Origin of the sequence: Phenylobacterium sp. (assembly GCF_035569475.1) — a bacterium.
GTDB lineage: Bacteria > Pseudomonadota > Alphaproteobacteria > Caulobacterales > Caulobacteraceae > Phenylobacterium.
In genome coordinates, this window is record NZ_DATMNA010000087.1 from 51,662 (window position 1) to 68,222 (window position 16,561).

Annotated in this window: 17 protein-coding genes; 8 read left to right on the plus strand and 9 right to left on the minus strand. The window is 70.7% G+C overall.

From position 1 onward, the window contains the following. The first annotated feature begins 30 nt into the window (after positions 1-30). On the plus strand, positions 31-723 hold the full coding sequence (locus VNW53_RS13265) for a glutathione S-transferase family protein (protein ID WP_325556146.1): 693 nt from the start codon (positions 31-33) through the stop codon (positions 721-723). Then, positions 704-1,870: a tRNA epoxyqueuosine(34) reductase QueG gene (gene queG, locus VNW53_RS13270; protein WP_325556147.1), complete on the plus strand. Its 1,167-nt coding sequence runs from the start codon at positions 704-706 to the stop codon at positions 1,868-1,870. The genes VNW53_RS13265 and queG overlap by 20 nt, the downstream gene beginning before the upstream one ends. A gap of 34 nt (positions 1,871-1,904) precedes the next feature. On the opposite strand, the gene rfbC is transcribed toward queG, so the two are convergent. Further along, positions 1,905-2,459: a dTDP-4-dehydrorhamnose 3,5-epimerase gene (gene rfbC / locus VNW53_RS13275; protein ID WP_325556148.1), complete on the minus strand. Its 555-nt coding sequence runs from the start codon at positions 2,457-2,459 to the stop codon at positions 1,905-1,907. Between the two features lie 32 nt (positions 2,460-2,491). Between rfbC and VNW53_RS13280 the strand changes: the two genes are divergently transcribed. Next, positions 2,492-3,565, plus strand: a complete 1,074-nt coding sequence (locus tag VNW53_RS13280; protein WP_325556149.1) for a glycosyltransferase family 2 protein — start codon at positions 2,492-2,494, stop codon at positions 3,563-3,565. A gap of 112 nt (positions 3,566-3,677) precedes the next feature. Here the strand turns inward: VNW53_RS13280 and argE are convergent, their stop codons facing one another. After that, on the minus strand, positions 3,678-4,847 hold the full coding sequence (gene argE, locus VNW53_RS13285) for an acetylornithine deacetylase (protein ID WP_325556150.1): 1,170 nt from the start codon (positions 4,845-4,847) through the stop codon (positions 3,678-3,680). Positions 4,848-4,913: 66 nt separating this feature from the next. Here argE and VNW53_RS13290 point away from each other — a divergent pair, with 66 nt between their 5' ends. Both VNW53_RS13290 and VNW53_RS13295 read left to right on the plus strand, forming a co-directional pair. Continuing rightward, positions 4,914-5,384, plus strand: coding sequence for a GNAT family N-acetyltransferase (locus tag VNW53_RS13290; RefSeq protein ID WP_325556151.1), 471 nt, complete (start codon positions 4,914-4,916; stop codon positions 5,382-5,384). Between the two features lie 357 nt (positions 5,385-5,741). Beyond that, positions 5,742-6,521 (plus strand): hypothetical protein, encoded by a 780-nt coding sequence (locus VNW53_RS13295; RefSeq protein WP_325556152.1) that lies wholly within the window; start codon positions 5,742-5,744, stop codon positions 6,519-6,521. A gap of 162 nt (positions 6,522-6,683) precedes the next feature. Here the strand turns inward: VNW53_RS13295 and VNW53_RS13300 are convergent, their stop codons facing one another. The 3 genes from VNW53_RS13300 to VNW53_RS13310 all read right to left on the minus strand — a co-directional run bounded on the left by VNW53_RS13300 (position 6,684) and on the right by VNW53_RS13310 (position 9,594). Continuing rightward, positions 6,684-7,181, minus strand: a complete 498-nt coding sequence (locus VNW53_RS13300) for an FKBP-type peptidyl-prolyl cis-trans isomerase (protein WP_325556153.1) — start codon at positions 7,179-7,181, stop codon at positions 6,684-6,686. A 15-nt stretch (positions 7,182-7,196) separates the two neighbouring features. After that, positions 7,197-8,405 (minus strand): threonine ammonia-lyase, encoded by a 1,209-nt coding sequence (locus VNW53_RS13305; RefSeq protein WP_325556154.1) that lies wholly within the window; start codon positions 8,403-8,405, stop codon positions 7,197-7,199. 127 nt (positions 8,406-8,532) lie between these two features. Then, positions 8,533-9,594 (minus strand): mannose-1-phosphate guanylyltransferase, encoded by a 1,062-nt coding sequence (locus tag VNW53_RS13310; RefSeq protein ID WP_325556155.1) that lies wholly within the window; start codon positions 9,592-9,594, stop codon positions 8,533-8,535. A gap of 99 nt (positions 9,595-9,693) precedes the next feature. Between VNW53_RS13310 and VNW53_RS13315 the strand changes: the two genes are divergently transcribed. Further along, complete coding sequence (locus VNW53_RS13315; RefSeq protein WP_325556156.1) at positions 9,694-10,245, plus strand: HAD family hydrolase; 552 nt, start codon at positions 9,694-9,696, stop codon at positions 10,243-10,245. A gap of 18 nt (positions 10,246-10,263) precedes the next feature. On the opposite strand, the gene VNW53_RS13320 is transcribed toward VNW53_RS13315, so the two are convergent. Together VNW53_RS13320 and VNW53_RS13325 are read right to left on the minus strand one after the other, a co-directional pair. Continuing rightward, positions 10,264-11,889, minus strand: coding sequence for a cisplatin damage response ATP-dependent DNA ligase (locus tag VNW53_RS13320; RefSeq protein WP_325556157.1), 1,626 nt, complete (start codon positions 11,887-11,889; stop codon positions 10,264-10,266). A 147-nt stretch (positions 11,890-12,036) separates the two neighbouring features. After that, a complete protein-coding gene (locus VNW53_RS13325; RefSeq protein ID WP_325556158.1) occupies positions 12,037-13,047 on the minus strand; it encodes a ligase-associated DNA damage response exonuclease in 1,011 nt (336 codons plus the stop codon). Positions 13,048-13,131: 84 nt separating this feature from the next. Between VNW53_RS13325 and VNW53_RS13330 the strand changes: the two genes are divergently transcribed. Together VNW53_RS13330 and VNW53_RS13335 are read left to right on the plus strand one after the other, a co-directional pair. Next, a complete protein-coding gene (locus tag VNW53_RS13330) occupies positions 13,132-13,584 on the plus strand; it encodes a PaaI family thioesterase (protein ID WP_325556159.1) in 453 nt (150 codons plus the stop codon). Beyond that, on the plus strand, positions 13,581-13,997 hold the full coding sequence (locus VNW53_RS13335) for a PaaI family thioesterase (protein WP_325556160.1): 417 nt from the start codon (positions 13,581-13,583) through the stop codon (positions 13,995-13,997). Before VNW53_RS13330 ends, VNW53_RS13335 begins: the two co-directional genes overlap by 4 nt. A gap of 28 nt (positions 13,998-14,025) precedes the next feature. Here VNW53_RS13335 and phnD read toward each other — a convergent pair whose 3' ends face one another. Continuing rightward, positions 14,026-15,030 carry a phosphate/phosphite/phosphonate ABC transporter substrate-binding protein gene (phnD, locus tag VNW53_RS13340; RefSeq protein ID WP_325556161.1) on the minus strand — a complete coding sequence of 335 codons (1,005 nt, stop codon included), beginning with the start codon at positions 15,028-15,030 and terminating at the stop codon, positions 14,026-14,028. A 224-nt stretch (positions 15,031-15,254) separates the two neighbouring features. Continuing rightward, on the minus strand, positions 15,255-16,241 hold the full coding sequence (locus tag VNW53_RS13345; RefSeq protein ID WP_325556162.1) for a complex I NDUFA9 subunit family protein: 987 nt from the start codon (positions 16,239-16,241) through the stop codon (positions 15,255-15,257). Positions 16,242-16,561: the final 320 nt, after the last annotated feature.

The window sequence follows — 16,561 nt, forward strand, 5'->3', positions numbered from 1 at the left end:
CGAAGTGGCCCCGCTTCGCGTTAGCCGGACATGAGCCTCGAACGCATTCTGCATCACTTCCCGCTGGATCCCGCCTCGCGCCAGGTGCGCCTGGTGCTGGGCGAAAAGCGGCTGCCCTTCACCGACGTGCAGGTCCGCTACTGGGAGCGGCCGAAGGAGCTGACGGCGCTGAACCCGTCGGGCATGATCCCGGTCCTGGAGGAGACCGACACCGACCTCGGCCGCCATCTGGTGCTGTGCGAGGCGCGCGCCATCCTCGACCATCTGGAGGAGACCGTGCCCGAGCCGCCGCTGCTCGGCCGCGACGCCGCCGAGCGCGCCGAGGCGCGGCGCCTGCTCACCTGGTTCGACCGCAAGTTCGAGTACGAGGCCGGCGGCTACATCCTGCACGAGAAGATGGAAAAGCGGCTGCTGGGCCTGGGCGCGCCGGACCTCGCCAACCTGCGCCAGGGCCGCGACGGCCTGCGCGTCCACCTGTTCTACATCGACAAGCTGCTGCAGGAGCGCGAGTGGCTGGCCGGCCGCCGCCTGTCGCTGGCCGATTTCGCGGCCGCCGCCCACCTGTCGGTGATCGACTATTGCGGCGACATGCCCTGGGCGGACTTTCCCGCCGTGAAGACCTGGTACATGAAGCTGAAGTCCCGGCCCTGTTTCAGGCCACTGCTGGCCGACCGCTGGCCGGGTCTGACGCCCGCCAGGCACTATGACGACCTCGATTTCTGACGCCCCCGAAGACCTGATCCGCGCCGAAGCTCTTGGGCTCGGCTTCGACGCCTGCCGCTTCACCGCGGTCACCACGCCCTGGCCGGCCTCGGCCCGGCTGGGCGAGTTCGTCGAGGCCGGCCGCCATGGCGAGATGGACTGGCTGGCCGACACGCGGGAGCGCCGATCCCATCCGCGCGCCATGTGGGGCGAGGCCCGCTCGGCCATCGTGGTGGGCGTCAACTACGGCCCCGACCGCGACCCGCTGGCCGTGCTGGCCGAGACCGGCAAGGGCGCGATCAGCGTCTACGCCCAGGGCGACGACTACCACGAACTGGTCAAGGCCCGCCTGAAGGCGCTGGCCCGCTGGCTGCAGGTCCGGTTCGGCGGCGAGCTGAAGGTGTTCGTCGACACCGCGCCCCTTCTGGAAAAGCCGCTGGCCGAGCAGGCGGGCCTCGGCTGGCAGGGCAAGCACACCAATCTGGTGAGCCGCGAGTTCGGCTCCTGGCTGTTCCTGGGCTCGATCTTGACGACCTTGGATCTCGCGCCCGACGCCGCCGAGGCGGACCACTGCGGCTCCTGCCAGGCCTGCCTCGACATCTGCCCCACCAGGGCGTTCCCCGCGCCCTACCAGCTCGATGCGCGCCGCTGCATCTCCTACCTGACCATCGAGCTGAAGGGGCCGATCCCGCGCGAGTTCCGCGCAAGCCTGGGAAACCGCATCTACGGCTGCGACGACTGCCTGGCCGTCTGCCCCTGGAACAAGTTCGCCGCCGTCGCCGCCGAACAGAAGCTTGCCGCCCGCGAGGCCCTGCGCTCGCCGTCCCTCGCCGACCTCGCCCGCCTCGACGACGCCCAATTCCGCGCCCTCTTCGCCAAGAGCCCCGTCAAACGCATCGGCCGCGATCGGTTCGTGCGGAACGTGCTGTACGCCGTCGGCAACTCCGGCGACCCGGCGCTGGCGGGGGCGGCGGAGCGATTGCTGGGCGATCCCTCGCCTCTGGTCCGCGGGGCGGCGGTGTGGGCGCTGGGGCGGCTGGTGAGCTTGAAGGACTTCCAACGACTTCGGCGCGCAAGCCATGAGGCAGATGCCGATGTCCTGGCGGAGTGGTCGACACCCCACTCCGCTCGTCCCCGCGGAAGCGGGGACCCAGGCGTTTTATGTTGAGGTACGCTGCGCGGGGATGAGCGGGATTTTGGGGCTAAAAGTCCGCCGCCGGCATGTCCTTCAGCCGCGGCAGGACCTTGTCCTTCTCCGACAGCACCGGCTCCACATCCAGCGGCCAGGCGACGCCGATGTCGGGGTCGTTCCAGATCAGGCCGCCCTCGAGCTGAGGCGCGTAGTCGCCGTCGACCTTGTAGAAAAGCTCGGTGTCGTCGGCGAGGGTCATGTAGCCGTGGGCGAAGCCGCGCGGCACCCAGATCTGCTCGCCCGCCTCGGCGGTGAGGGTCGCGCCCACCCACCGGCCGTAGGTGGCCGAACCGGGGCGCACATCCACCGCCACGTCGAAGATCGCGCCTTTCAGCACCCGCACCAGCTTGCCCTGGGCGTGCGGCGCCTTCTGGAAGTGCAGGCCGCGCACCGTGCCCTTCCTGGCGTTGAAGGCCTGGTTGTCCTGCACGAAAACCGTGTCGACGCCGGCGGCCAGCATCGCCTTGCGGCTCCAGGTCTCGGCGAACCAGCCGCGCGCATCGCCATGGCGCTTGGGCGTGATAAGCAGGACCTCGGCGAGGGCCAGGGGCGTGATCGTCGTCATGTCGGCTCGGAAACGTGGGAGTTACCTTTCGGATGGCGCGCGCCGCGGCGAATGGCAAGCCCTCGAAGGCCGTGGCGCCCGCGGTCAGCCCAGAGGTCAGCGTCCTCATCGTCGTCTACGAGAGCGGCCCGACCCTGGCGGAGTGCCTGGCGGCGCTGCGCGCCCAGACCTTCGCCCGCTATGAGGTGATCCTGGTCGACAACGCCTCCAGCGACCGCACGGCCCAGGCCGCGGCGGCGGCCGACCCCGGCCTGCGCCTGATCGAGAATGCCGAGAACCTGGGCTTCGCCGCGGCGGTGAACCAGGGGGCGACGGCCGCGACCGGCCGCTGGCTCGCCCTCCTCAATCCCGACGCCTATGCCGATCCGGCCTGGCTGGAGCGGCTGGTCGCGGCGACCAAGGCCAACCCCGCCGTCCGCTGCTTCACCTCCCGCCAGCTCATGGCCGAGGACCCCACGCGGCTCGACGGCCTGGGCGACGTCATGGCCCTGGCCGGCTATCCGTTCCGCGGCGGCTACACCCACAAGGACCCAGGCCCCATCGGGCCCGGCTGGGTGTTCTCGGCCTGCGGCGGGGCGATGATGATCGACCGCGAGCTGTTCCTGAGCCTCGGCGGCTTCGACGAGCGGCTGTTCTGCTACTGCGAGGACGTCGACCTGGGCTATCGCCTGCGGCTGATCGGCGAGCCGACCCTGCTGGTCCCCGACGCCGTGGTGCGCCATGTCGGCTCGGCCTCGACCGGCGGGCGGCGCTCGGACTTCGCGGTCTTCCACGGCACCCGCAACCGCTTCTGGGTCTTCGTGAAGGACACCCCGCCGGTGCTGTTCTGGCTGACCCTGCCGCTGCATGTCCTGGCGACCGCGGTGCTGTTCGCCCGCCACGCCACGCGCGGCGAGGTGGTCACGCCGATCAAGGGCCTGGCCGCCGGCGTCCGCCACATCGGCGTGGCGCTGGAGGCCCGCCGCGAGGCTCAGGCGACCCGCAAGGTCGGTTCCTGGGCGATCGCCCGCGCCATGACCTGGAACCCGCTCGACCTCCTCCTGCGCCGCGCCTTCATCCAGCCCCTCCCCTCTCCCCCAAGCGCAGCGAAGAGAGGGAGAGGGTAGGGAGAGGAGGGTTCCGTGGTCTTTCCGGCAAGGTGGCTGGTCAATGGCCCCTGGGCCACCGCCTCGACGGCAGAGAGCCAGAGCCGCCCTCTCCCTACCCTCTCCCCCTCCGCTACGCGGGGGGAGAGGACGCCCATTCCGTGAGCCGGCGCATGAAGGCCTGGCCGCGCTCCATCTGAGAGACCTCGACATATTCGTCCGGCTGGTGGGCCTGGGCGATGGAGCCCGGGCCGCAGAGCACGGTGGAGAGGCCCGCCCGCTGGAACTGCCCGGCCTCGGTGGCGAAGGAGACCGCCCGGGGCGGCCCGTTGTCGCCGGCCAGCCGCCGGGCGAAGCTCTCCGCCGCCCCGTCCGGCTCGGGCGCGAAGCCCGGCACGTTGGAGAGCATCTCCATCGCCGCGCCGGCCTCCGGCGCGCGGGCCTTCAGCGCCGCGTCCATCGCCCTTACCTGCGCGGCGAAGGGCGCCAGCACCGCCAGGGGATCCAGCGTCGGCGGCGCGCGCAGGTCGAAGATGAACTTGCACTCCCGCGCCAGGATGTTGCCGGCCGTGCCGCCATTCACCAGGCCGATGGTCAGCGTCGGCCATTTGGGCGTGAAGGGCGAGGCGGGGTCGGCGTCCCGCTCCAGCCGCTCGGAAAGCTCGGTCAGCGAGGCCATCAGCTTCACCGCCTCCATGATCGCCGAGACCCCCTGCTGGGTCTGGCTGGAGTGCGCCTCGCGGCCGGTGACGGTGACCTTGAAGTTGGCGATGCCCTTGTGGCCGTTCACCGCCACCATGTCGGTGGGCTCGCCGACCACCACGAAGGCGGGCCGAGGCAGCTCGCGCCCGATCACCTCGATCATCGACGGCGCCCCCAGGCAGCCGATCTCCTCGTCGTAGGAGAAGGCCAGGTGCACGGGCCGGCGCGGGTTCGCCGCGACCAGGCCGGGCACCGCGCCCAGCGCCAGCGCCAGGAAGCCCTTCATGTCGCAGGTCCCGCGGCCATAGAGCCGCCCGTCGCGCTCCACCACGGTCCAGGGGTCGGTGCTCCAGGGCTGGCCGTCCACCGGCACCACGTCGGTGTGGCCCGACAGCACGGCGCCGCCCTCGATGTTGGGGCCGACCGTGGCCAGCAGGTTGGACTTGGTCCCGTCCCCGTTCAGCACGCGGCGGTGCGGCACGCCGTGCCGGTCGAGATAGGCCTCCACCCACTCGATCAGCTCGAGGTTCGAGCGGCGGGAGGTGGTGTCGAACCCGATCAGGGTCTCGAGGATGTCGCGGTCGGGGCCGGAGAAGCTCATGGCCAAGAGCCATAGACCCACGCCCGCGAGGCCTCAAAGGAATCTGCGCCTGTGCTACGACGGGCCATGGCGACCGCCCCAAAGATCACCGTCCGGCCCGCCCGCCGCGAGGATGTCGCCGCCATCGTGGCCCTGCTGGCCGACGACGGCCTGGGCGCGGGCCGCGAGGTGGTCTCCGACCCGCCGGCTCCCGCCTACCTCGAAGCCTTCGACAGGATCGCCGCCAACCCGCGCGCCCTGCTGGCGGTCGCCGAGGACGCCGAGGGCCGCGCCGTGGGCACGCTGCAGCTCAGCTTCATCGCCGGGCTCTCCAACCAGGGCGCGGAGCTGGCCCTGGTCTCGGCGGTCCGCATCGCCTCCAGCCTCCGCGGCCAGGGCCTCGGCGAGATCCTGATGCAGTGGGCCATGGACGAGGCGCGGGCCCGCGGCTGCCGGCAGATGGAGCTGCTGAGCCACGCGAGCCGGACCGATGCGCATCGGTTCTATGAGCGGCTCGGATTTGTCAGCAGCCACATCGGAATGAAGCGGGCGCTGTAGGGCCGCGTCGCGAACTGCGGCTTAAATCTCATGGCGGCCAGTTTGCTTGGCGTTCCGGGCAACTCAAGGCCGCGCCAAAGGCGCACCGCGACGCGGGCGGCCAAGGGCCGCGCCTTGACTTGCCCGGAACGCCAAGCTCGCATCATCCATGAGAACTAAGGCGGGGTGGCATCTAGGAGATGGCCACACCCACGACATCTCGCCCTTCCCCGCCATGCGCTGGCTTAGGCGCGGACTCATACGTCCGATCAAGAGCCGCTAGTGGACATAGAGGCAACGACCGAGTTCGACCCCCTAGCGGTGCTTCGGAGAGTCCGCATACGGTGTGGTCAAGGTTGATCGTTGGGGGGCGGCGCGTTGGAAATCCACAAACCCAAGCTGTGGCACGGCTGGCGCGAGTTCCTGAAGGAGTACGGGATCATCGTGCTCGGCGTGCTGACCGCGCTCGCCGCGGAGCAGCTTGCCGAAAACGTGCGTTGGACCCAGAAGCTGGCTGAAACCCGCGCCCAGCTGAGGATCGAACTCTCCGGGGACGCCGGTAGCGGGCTCGGGTGGCTCGCCAGCGGGCCGTGCATCGACAATCAGCTCGAAGCCTTGAACGAGAGCGTCTGGGCGGCCCGGCGCACCGGCGTATTCTCGCCGCCGCCGCGCGCCTACGGTCCATCGCTCTTCGAGTTCAAATCGGACGCCTGGCTCAACGCACGATCGCTGCAGGTTTCCGACCACTTCTCACCAGAAGAGACGAGCGACTTCAGCGCCGCCTATTTCTTCGCCAGCGAGCTGAAGGACGACCTGTTGCAGCTGCGCCAGGTTGCTGCCGCCCTGGCGCCGCTCGCGCGCCCCCTGGATCACGTAACGCCGGCCGAGGCCGACGCGTTCGTCAGCCGCATCGGCCAGGCCCGCGAGCTCCAGTCGCGGATGCACCTGGCGGCGATGCTGATGATCAAGGACGCTGAGCGTCTCGGTGCGCCGCCGCGAATGCAGGCGGTGCAGCGCGACACGGCGGAGATGCGGGCCGAGCGCGGCGGCTGCGTTTCGGATCCATCGAAGATCCAGGAGGTGCTGCGCCGGCCCAACCTCGATCTAGACGCAACCTTCCAGGCGCTTAACCTTGCCAAGCCCCCAATCCAGGACTGACCTCCCGCGTCTGGCGGTCGGCGTCCAGAGGCCGCTTCCCACCCATCTCGGGCATCCCGAGAGTCCGTTTGCCGGTTGGTCGCGAACGGCTCCTCCATCCATGACCCGACCGCCTCCTAGGCTTGTGAGTACGCCGCCTCGCCCCGGGACGCCGCGCGGCCCCTACCCCTGCTCCACAGTCCCCGGACCGGGCAGGGAATCGATCAGCTCGATGCGGAAGATCAGCGCCGCGTTGCCGGGGATCGGGCCCTGGCCTTCGGAGCCGTAGCCCAGTTCCGGCGGGACATAGAGGATCCACTCGTCGCCCGGGCGCATCAGTTGGATGGCTTCCTGCCACGCCTTGACCAGGTTCTTCAGCGGCATGCTGGCCGGCTGGCCGCGCTCGTAGGACGAATCGAAGACCGTGCCGTCGATCAGCTTGCCCTCGTAGTTGACCTTCACCTCGTCGTTGAGGTGAGGCTTGGCGCCGGTGGCGGGGCCGGAGTGGACGATCCTGTACTGCAGGCCGTCCGGCAGGACGACGACGCCGGGTTCCTTGGCGTTCTTGGCCAGGAACTGGGCCGAGGCGACGCTCTGATCGGGTGTGGCGGCGGCCTTCACCTTCGGTTGGCAGGCGGCCAGCGACAGGGCGGCGACGGAAATCATCAGAACACGGATCATATGGTCGAAACCTCTCTAGACCGCGCGGGGCGGGTAGCCCGCCTCGCGCAGGGCGTCCATGATTTCCTGGGTGTGCTGGGCGTCGCGGGTCTCGATCAGGATGTCGAACTCCGCGCCCTTGGCCGGCACGTCCAGGGCCAGGCGGTTGTGGGCCACCTCGATGATGTTGGCGCCCATCCGGCCGATGATCGCTGAGACGGTGCCCAGCAGGCCGGGCCGATCGTCGCCGATGATCCGTAGGCTGACGATCCGCTGCTCGCGGACCAGCTCGCGGGTCAGCACCGAGGCCAGCAGGCGCGTGTCGATGTTGCCGCCGGTGATCACCAGGCCGCAGCGCTTGCCGCGGAACTTCTCGGGGAAGGCCAGGAGCGCCGCCAGCGACCCGGCGCCCGCGCCCTCGGTCACCGTCTTCTCGACGTTGCAGTAGAGGGCGATGGCGCGCTCGAAGAAGGGCTCCTCGACCAGCAGCACCTCGTCGACCAGGGGCCGGGCGATGGAATAGCTGAGGTCGCCCACCTGCTTGACCGCGATCCCCTCGGCGATGGTCGCCCCGCCCGAGGCCGCGCCCGCGTTCATCCCGCGCATCCGGGCGGTGAACGAGGGGTACATGGCGGGCTCGAGGCCCACGACCTTGATGTCCGGCTTCACGTGCTTGGCCGCCGTCGCCATGCCGGCGATCAGCCCGCCGCCGCCGATCGGGATCGGCAGCACCTCCAGGTCCGGCGCGTCCTCCAGCATCTCCAGCGCCACCGTGCCCTGGCCGGCCATGACGTCGAGGTCGTTGAACGGGTGGACGAACACCAGATCGCGCTCCTCGCGCAGCCTCATGGCGAAGGCCGAGGCCTCGTCATAGCCCTCGCCGTCGATCACCACCTCGGCGCCGTGGGCCCGGGTCTGCTGCACCTTCACGAAGGGGGTGGCCCGCGGCATGACGATGGTCACCGGGATGCCCAGGCGCGCGGCGTGATAGGCCAGGCCCTGGCTGTGGTTGCCGGCAGAGGCTGCGATCACGCCGCGCTTCTTCTCCGCCTCGGTGAGCTGCAGCAGCTTGTTGAGCGCGCCCCGCTCCTTGTAGGCGGCGGTGAACTGCAGGTTCTCGAATTTCACCCACACCTCGGCGCCGGTGATCTCCGACAGGGTGCGCGACCGGCGGCACGGCGTGCGCTCGATATGACCCTGCAGCCGGTCTCGGGCCGCAAGGATGTCATCGAAGGCAAGGGTCATGGCGGGCCGGACGGTTGGAGGAGGCGGGAGCTTAAAAAGGGGCGCAACCTAACGGCAGGGTCGGCGCGGGGCAACGCTGCGCGTTCGCAAGTGCGAAGGCGGCGCGCCGAACTCTCCGCGACGAGGTTTAGAGCAGGTCGTCCCGCCCAGCTTTCTTCACCGCCTCCACCGCCGCCCGGACCGCGCCCGGCGCATCGCGGCGCGTCACCAGCACGACGCCGTTGTCGACCACCACCGCCAGGTCTTCGACCCCGGCCAGCACCACCACCGGCCCGTCGGAGATCGCCAGGTTGTTGGCCGTGCCGGCCGTCAGGACCGGCCCCTGCAGCACGTCTCCGGATGGCGTTTTCGCGCCTTCCGCCCACAGGGCGTCATAGGCGCCCACGTCGCTCCAGCCGACATCGGCGCCGACGACCACCGCCTTGTCGGTCCGCTCGAAGACCGCGACGTCGACGGCCACCGAGGGAACGGCGCGGAACGCCTCGCCCAGGCGCAGGGCGTCGCCCTCACGTGCGGCCTGGGCGAAGGCGGCGCGGGCCGCGGCGACCAGCGCCGGCGCCGTGCGCTCGGCCTCGGCGAGGAAGAGCTCGGGCCGGAACAGGAAGATGCCGGCGTTCCAACTGTAGGCCGGGTCGGCGACGTAGGTTTGCGCGGTGGCGAGGTCCGGCTTCTCCACGAAGGCCGCGACCCTGCGCACCGGGCCGTCTCCGGCCCCGGCGCGGATGTAGCCGTAGCCGGTCTCCGGCCCGGTGGGCTTGATGCCGAAGATCACCAGCGCGCCCGCCTCCGCCGCCGGCGCGCCCAGGGCCACCGCCGCGCGCAGGGCGGCGGGGTCGGCGATCCGCGCGTCGGCGCTCAAGAGCAGGATCAGCTCGGCCCCGGCTTCGACGGCGGCGAGCGCCGAGACGCAGGCGGCGGCCGCGGTGTGGCGGCCCTCCGGTTCCAGGATCAGGATCGACGCCGCCACCCCGACCTCGGCGAGCTGCGCCCGGGTCAGATCGGCGTGCGCCGCGTTGCCGATCACCATCGGCGGCGCGAAGGCCTCCGTCGTGAAGCGCAGCGCCGTCTCCTGGATGAGCGTCCGCGTCCCCCCGAGGGCGTGGAACTGCTTGGGGCGGCCCTTGGTCGACAGGGGCCAAAGCCGGGTGCCGGCGCCGCCGGACATCAGGACGGGGGTGATCTTGCTCACGGGCGGCTCTTTAGGCCGCTTCGGCCGGCGGGTCGAATGCCGCAGCCTTCGGCGCTTTTTGAAATCGCCTGGCCACACGGCGCGCCCCATAGTGGCCCCGTGCCCGAACCCAAGCCCGCCCTGCCGCTCCGTCCCGCCCTGTTCCTCGACCGCGACGGGGTGCTGAACGAGGACCGGGGCTACGTCTACCGCTGGGAGGACTTCCGCTGGATCCCCGGCGCGCGCGAGGCGGTCGCCGCGTTCAACCGGGCCGGCTGGCTGGTGATCGTGGTGACCAACCAGTCGGGCGTCGGGCGCGGCTACTACAGCGAGGACGCGGTGCGGACCCTGCACGCCAGGATGGCGGAAGACCTGGCCGCCGTGGGCGCCCACATCGACGCCTTCTACTACGCCCCGCACCATCCCGAGGCGCCCGTCGAAGCCTACCGCCACCCCGACCCGCCGCTGCGCAAGCCCAACCCCGGCATGATCCTCCAGGCCCTGGCCGAGTGGCCCGTCGACCGCGACGCCTCGCTCCTGGTCGGCGACAAGCCTTCGGACCTGGAGGCCGCGCTCCGGGCCGGGATCCGCGGTGTCCTGTTCGAAGGCGGCGACCTGCGCCAGTTCCTCAGCGACGAGGCGCTGCTGCCGCCCGCCTCTCCCCCCGCGTAACGAGAGAGGGAGAGGCCGCTACCGCCCCTCCATCCGCTCCAGCATCCGCTCCAGGGTCCCCAGCTCGTCCGCCTCGCCCGGCGGCTTGTCCCAGCGGATGCGGTTGATCCGGGGAAACCGCATGGCGACCCCGGACTTGTGCCGCGTGGACCGCTGCAGCCCCTCGAACGCCACTTCGAACACCAGGCCGTGGTGCGGATCGGCGCGCACCGAGCGCACGGGCCCGAACCGCTCGAGGGTGTGGTCGCGGACGTATTTGTCGATCTGCTTCAGCTCCTCGTCGGTGAAGCCGAAATAGGCCTTGCCGACCGGGGTCAGCATCCGCTGGCCGGCCTCGCCTTCGGTCCAGACCCCGAAGGTGTAGTCGGAGTAGAAGCTGGACCGCTTGCCGTGGCCGCGCTGGGCGTACATCAGGACCGCGTCGATCAGCAGCGGGTCGCGCTTCCACTTGAACCACGGCCCCTTCGGGCGGCCCGCCTCGTAGATCGAGTCCCACCGCTTCAGCATCAGCCCCTCGGCGATCTGCGGATCGCCGGGCGGCGGATCGGCGCGCAGGGCGGCGATTTCCGCCCAGGTCTCGAAGGGCTGCACCGGCGACAGGTCGATGCGCGGGCTCGCCTCCCGGGCGACGAAGGCCTCCAGGCGCTTGCGGCGTTCGGCGAAGGGCAGGGGCCGCGTGTCCTCGGCGCCTTCGGACAGCAGGTCATAGGCGCGGATCGCGGCCGGGAAGGCGGCCAGGGCCTTGGCGTCGACGGTCTTGCGGTTGAGCCGCTGCTGCAGGTCGGCGAAGGAGGCCACCTTGCCCTCGCGCATGACCAAGAGCTCGCCGTCGATCACGCCCTCGGCTTCAAGGGCGCCGACCACGTCGGGAAAGCTCCTGGAGATGTCGTCGCCGGTCCGCGTGTAGAGCCGGCGCACCCCGCCCTCGTTCACCGCCTGCACCCGGATGCCGTCCCACTTCCACTCGGCCGCATAGTCGGCGGGGTCGAGCTTGGCGAAGTCCACGGCCTCGTCGATCGCCTGGGCCAGCATCGCGGGACGGAAACGCCCCGGGTTCTCCGACGACGGCCGCTCCGACCGGCCCTCCAGCCAGGCGAACAGGTCCTCGTAGGGCGGGTGGAGCGCGTGCCACAGCTCCTCGATCTCCGCCGCCGGCACGGGCTCGGCGCCCATGTCGGCGGCCGCCCGCTTGGCCAGGCGCGCGGTCAGCCCGACACGCAGGCCGCCGGTCATCAGCTTCAGCAGCGCCCAGCGCCCGGTGGGCTGCAGGGCGTCCAGCCAGCCCTCGATCAGCCGCTGCACCTCGGCCCGCGTCGCCCCGCGGAGCGCATCGACCACCTCCGACAGCTCCGGCTCGCGGTTGGCGCCGGGCCTGGCCGGCCAGACCAGGGCCACGGTCTCGGCCAGGTCGCCGACGTAGTCGTAGGACCACCAGAAGAGCTGCGGGTCCATCCGCTCTTCCACCGCCTTGCGGATGAACGCCGGCTTGGCCGCGTCGAAGGAGAGGTCCCCGGTCAGCGCCGCCAGCGCCCAGCCCCGGTCCGGGTCCGGAGTCTCCCGCAGATAGTCGCGCACCAGCGTCAGCTTGGCGTTGCGAGACGCCGTCAGCGACAGCCGGTCGAGGAGCTCGGCGAAGGCTCTCATGCGGTCGCAGCGCCCCCTCCACCCTTCGGCTCCCCCTCCCCCGCCAGCGGGGGAGGTTTCAGGGCGATCGGCTCAGATACCTCACCCGTGCAACGGGGGAGGGGGACCACGAAGTGGTGGAGGGGGCGCTGCGGTGGGCAGGGACGATCAGTCATCGTCCTCCTCCTCATACCCGACCAGCGCCAGGGCCCGGGCTGGCACGCCGTGCAGGTCCGCCCACCTCGCCAGGGCCTCCTCCCGCCCGTGGGTGATCCACAACTCTCCCGGGCGTAGTTCGTCGATAGTCGACGTAAGCTCGTCCCAGTCGGCGTGGTCGCTGATCACCAGGGGCAGCTCCACGCCGCGCTGGCGGGCCCGGGCGCGGACCTGCATCCAGCCGGAGGCGAAGGCGGTCACCGGATCGGGGAACCGGCGGCTCCAGCGGTCCTGGGTCGCCGAGGGCGGAGCAATGACGATCTGGCCTGCGAAGTCCTGCTTCTTGCCCGTCGTGGCGGGCGCCAGCGGGCCCAGGTCGATGCCGCGCCGCTCATAGAGCGCGTTCAGCCGCTCCAGGGCGCCGTGCACATGGATGGGCCTGTCCCATCCCGCCTCGCGCAGCAGGCGGATGATCCGCTGTGCCTTGCCGAGCGCATAGGCCCCGACCAGGTGGCTCCGCTCCGGGAACTGCGCCACCGAGCGCAGCAGGCGCGCGATCTCCTCGCGGTCGTCCGGATGGCGGAACACCGGCAGGCCGAAGGTCGCCTCGGAGATGAACACGTCGCAGGGGACCGGCTCGAAGGGCGGGCAGGTGGGGTCGCGCCGGCGCTTGTAGTCCCCGCTCACCACCATGGTCAGGCCCTTCCAGCGCACCACCGCCTGGGCCGAGCCCAGCACGTGGCCCGCGGGGACCAGCGTCACCGTCACCTCGTCGCGCGGCACCGCCTCGCCATAGGCCGCGCCCTGCGTCGCGCCGGCGAACTCCAGGCCGTAGCGCTCCGCCATGATGTCCAGGGTTTCCGCCGTCGCCAGCACCGCTCCATGGCCCGCCCGCGCATGATCGGCGTGGCCATGGGTGATCACCGCGCGCGCCACGGGGCGCACCGGGTCGATGTAGAAGTCCCCGGGGGCGCAATAGAGCCCCTCGGGCCTCGGGCAGAGCAGGTCCTGGGGCCGGATCATCGCCTTTCAATGTAGTGCGCGGCCCAAGGCTCCGCTCAAGAGCCCGATTGACCGGCCGCCGCCCTGGTCCTACCGGCTTCCCCCATGAGCGAAGTCCCCGCCGCCTTCCGCGAGATCGCCGAGCGCATGGTGGAGGTGACGCCCCAGGCCGCCGCGCTCGGCATGCGTTTCGTGTCCGTCTCGCCCGCCCGTGGCTCGCTCGAGGTCCCCTGGCGCGAGGACCTGGTGGGGGACCCCGACACCGGCGTGATCGCCGGCGGGGTGGTGACCACCTTGCTCGACCACACCTGTGGCCTGGCCATGGCCGCCGCCGCCGGGAGCGAGCCGTTCTCCACCGCCACGCTCGACCTGCGCATCGACTACATGCGCGCCGCCGCGCCGCGGGCGGGCGTCACCTGCGAGGCCCACTGCTACAAGCTCACCCGCACCATCGGCTTCGTGCGCGCCGAGGCCTGGGACGCCGACAAATCGGACCTGATCGCCACCGCCCAGGCGGCCTTCGTGCTGAACCGGCCAGCGCCGGCGCCAGCCTCATGAGCCAGGCCGCCGCGACCCAACTGGAGACCTTCCTGCAGCGCGTGCCCTATGTGCGCTTCCTGGGCATGCAGGCCGAGCTGGCCGGCGACGAGATGACCGCCATCCTGCCCTTCGCCCCGCACCTGATCGGCAACACCTTCATCCCGGCCCTGCACGGCGGAGTGATCGGCGCCTTCCTGGAGATGACGGCGCTGGCCCAGCTTTCCGTCGCCCAGCCGTCGCCGCGGGTGCACAAGACCATCGACATCACCATCGAGTACCTGCGGCCCGGCCGCGCGCTCACCGCCTACGCCCGCGCCGACCTGCGCAAGGTCGGCCGCCGCATCGCCAACGTGCACGTCGAAGCCTGGCAGGAGGACCGCGCCCAGCCCTTCGCCGCACTCCGCGGGCACTTCCTGCTGAGTTCGGACTAAAAACCCTTCTCCCACAAGGGGAGAAGGATCACTTCGGCGCCGCCGCCATCTCCTTGTGAACCTCATCCAGCGCCGCCTGGGCCTTGGCGGCGGCGTCGGTGTCGCCCTTGGCCTTGGCCTGCACCAGCATCCCCGTCGCCTCCATTTCGCGCACCGGCAGCAGGTGGGTGTCGTCGGCGTGCTTGAAGGGCCCGGTCTGGATGCGTTCCAGGATCGCCCGCTGGCGCCTGGCCTCGTCCGAGTCGCCCACGCCGTAGCTGAAGATGAAGTCGGCGATCTTCTTCTTCACCGCGGGATCCAGGTCGGCGCGCCACACCATCGGGTCCTCCGGAATGGTCGGCGAGGTCCAGATCACCTGCAGAGCGTCCAGCGCCTTCTTCGACTGGTCGGTGCCGATCGCCCCTAGCCGGTCCATCGAGCGGGTGTTGTCCGTCGCCGCCGGCAGCACGCCGTTGGCCACGGCGTAGAGGTTGGCCTCGGCGCTGGCCGAGCGCACCGTCTTGAAGCACTTCGCCGGGTCGATGCCGCGCGGGCCGAACAGATAGGTGTTGGGCGCCAGGGTTCCGGAGGTCGATTTCGCATCGCCCATGCCGAACTCCATCGCCTGGCCGCACTTCAGCAGCTTCTCCAGCGTGATCCCGGAGCCCTTCTTGACGATGATCACCCCCTGGTAGCCGTCGTGGCCGTTGGGGTGGGTGGTTCGCGCGAACACCTCGCCGCCGGCCCGGCGCACCGCCTCCAGCCCCGACTGGTTGGTGAACCAGCCCAGGTCCGACTGCTTGAAGCGCATGGCCTCGATCAGGGCCGAATAGTTCGAGCCGAAAAAGGGCTTCACGGTGAGGCCCGTGGCCTTCTCCATGTCCTTCAGGAACGGGCCCCATTCCTGCATCTGGGTCTGCGCCGCCTCGGTGGAGACGATGGAGAAGATGAGCGGCTTGTCCGCCTCGGCCTTGGGCGCGGGCTTGGAGCAGCCGGCGAGGGCGAGGACGGCGAGAAGGGGCAGGAGGCGGCGCGTGATCATGGCGCGGAGCATAGCCCAGCTTCCTGTCGATGGAACAACGGCGGTTTCTGCCCAATTCCGTCGTCCCGGCCGCAGCGAAGCCCCCGGGTCCGACGAAGGTCGGCTCGACGACAGGCTCCGAGCCGGGACCCGGAGGTTCAGGCTGTGCGGTCGCCCCTGGGTCCCGGCTCGGCCTTGCAGGCCGTCCGGGATGACGAAGGTTGTTGCGGCGTCTGAAATCGAGCGGGCGCGGCGGGTCAGACCGCCGCCAGCTCGCGCTCTTCCTGGTCGGCGTACTGGCCGCCCTTGCGGTAGCGGTAGAGGTAGTCCGGCAGCACCGCTTCCAGGGTCGTGGGCGTGATCCCGAGGTCGACGAGGCCCGGGAAGGCGCCGCTGACCACATTGTCGACCTTGAGCAGGGTCACCTGGTCGGAGGTGACCGGCGGCTTGATCAGGCCGTCGCCCAGCAGGCTCAGCGACAGGTCGCCCAGCGAGCCCAGCAGTCGCGCCGCGGGCCAGGGGATCGGCAGCAGCAGGCGGCGCTTGCCGATCTCCGCCAGCATCAGCTCCATCAGCTCGCGGAAGCTGAAGGTCGCCGGGCCGCCCAGCTCATAGGTGCGGCCGGCCGCGTCCGGAGCGCTCGCCATCGTCGCCAGCGCCTTGCCCACGTCGCCCACGAACACTGGCTGGAAGCGGGTGTGGCCGCCGCCCACCAACGGCAGCACCGGGCTGATCTGCGCCATGGCGGCGAAGCGGTTGAAGAAGTCGTCCTCCGGTCCGAACACCACCGACGGCCGCGCGATCACCGCGTCCGGATAGACCGCGCGGACCGCGGCCTCGCCCTCGGCCTTGGTGCGGGCGTACTTGGACTCCGAGTTCGCGTCCGCGCCCAGGGCCGACATGTGGACCAGGCGGGTCACGCCCTCGGCCCTCGCCGCCTCGGCGACGTTCTTCGCGCCCATCACGTGCAGGGCCGTAAAGCCCTGGCGGCCGGTCTCGTGAGCCACGGCCACCAGGTTCACCGCGGCCTGCGCGCCCACCAGCGCGCGGCGCAGCGAGGCCGGGTTGCGGACATTGGCCTGGACGATGTCGATCTGGCCCACGTCGCCGTGCAACCGCATGGCGTAGGCCTTGGCTGGATTGCGCACGGCGACCCGGATCCGCCAGCCGGCCTTGGCGAGTTGGCGCACGGTCTGGGCGCCGATGAAGCCGGATCCGCCGAAGACGGTGACGAGGTTCTGCATGGAGGATGCCGATAGACGATGCCGCCCGCGGCTGCAATCCAGCGGGGACTCCGAGGCCGAGTTCGGGGTGGCGGCGCGGTCGCTTTCAAACCACCAAGGACGCCAAGAGCACCAAGGCGACACGAAGACCGCGAAGACCAGATGGAGGCCGGAACGATCGGTCTGGATAGGCGCGCGACGCGCGGCGGTGTTTGACCGTCGTAGCTGCGCCAGCCGATCCAAGGTCGGCGCCGACCTCTTCGTGGTCTTCGTGTCCTTGGTGGCCTTGGTGTAAAAAAAGACGGCGCCTCGATTTCTCATGGAGGCGCCAATGCCGCACG

Coding starts and splice junctions, on each gene's coding strand:
- rfbC (WP_325556148.1), bottom strand. CDS start 2,459: ATGACGACGATCACGCCCCTGGCCCTCGCCGAGGTCCTGCTTATCACG.
- phnD (WP_325556161.1), bottom strand. CDS start 15,030: ATGCTCCGCGCCATGATCACGCGCCGCCTCCTGCCCCTTCTCGCCGTC.
- VNW53_RS13320 (WP_325556157.1), bottom strand. CDS start 11,889: ATGAGAGCCTTCGCCGAGCTCCTCGACCGGCTGTCGCTGACGGCGTCT.
- VNW53_RS13325 (WP_325556158.1), bottom strand. CDS start 13,047: ATGATCCGGCCCCAGGACCTGCTCTGCCCGAGGCCCGAGGGGCTCTAT.
- VNW53_RS13345 (WP_325556162.1), bottom strand. CDS start 16,241: ATGCAGAACCTCGTCACCGTCTTCGGCGGATCCGGCTTCATCGGCGCC.
- VNW53_RS13265 (WP_325556146.1), top strand. CDS start 31: ATGAGCCTCGAACGCATTCTGCATCACTTCCCGCTGGATCCCGCCTCG.
- VNW53_RS13330 (WP_325556159.1), top strand. CDS start 13,132: ATGAGCGAAGTCCCCGCCGCCTTCCGCGAGATCGCCGAGCGCATGGTG.
- VNW53_RS13335 (WP_325556160.1), top strand. CDS start 13,581: ATGAGCCAGGCCGCCGCGACCCAACTGGAGACCTTCCTGCAGCGCGTG.
- VNW53_RS13280 (WP_325556149.1), top strand. CDS start 2,492: ATGGCGCGCGCCGCGGCGAATGGCAAGCCCTCGAAGGCCGTGGCGCCC.
- argE (WP_325556150.1), bottom strand. CDS start 4,847: ATGAGCTTCTCCGGCCCCGACCGCGACATCCTCGAGACCCTGATCGGG.
- queG (WP_325556147.1), top strand. CDS start 704: ATGACGACCTCGATTTCTGACGCCCCCGAAGACCTGATCCGCGCCGAA.
- VNW53_RS13305 (WP_325556154.1), bottom strand. CDS start 8,405: ATGACCCTTGCCTTCGATGACATCCTTGCGGCCCGAGACCGGCTGCAG.
- VNW53_RS13300 (WP_325556153.1), bottom strand. CDS start 7,181: ATGATCCGTGTTCTGATGATTTCCGTCGCCGCCCTGTCGCTGGCCGCC.
- VNW53_RS13290 (WP_325556151.1), top strand. CDS start 4,914: ATGGCGACCGCCCCAAAGATCACCGTCCGGCCCGCCCGCCGCGAGGAT.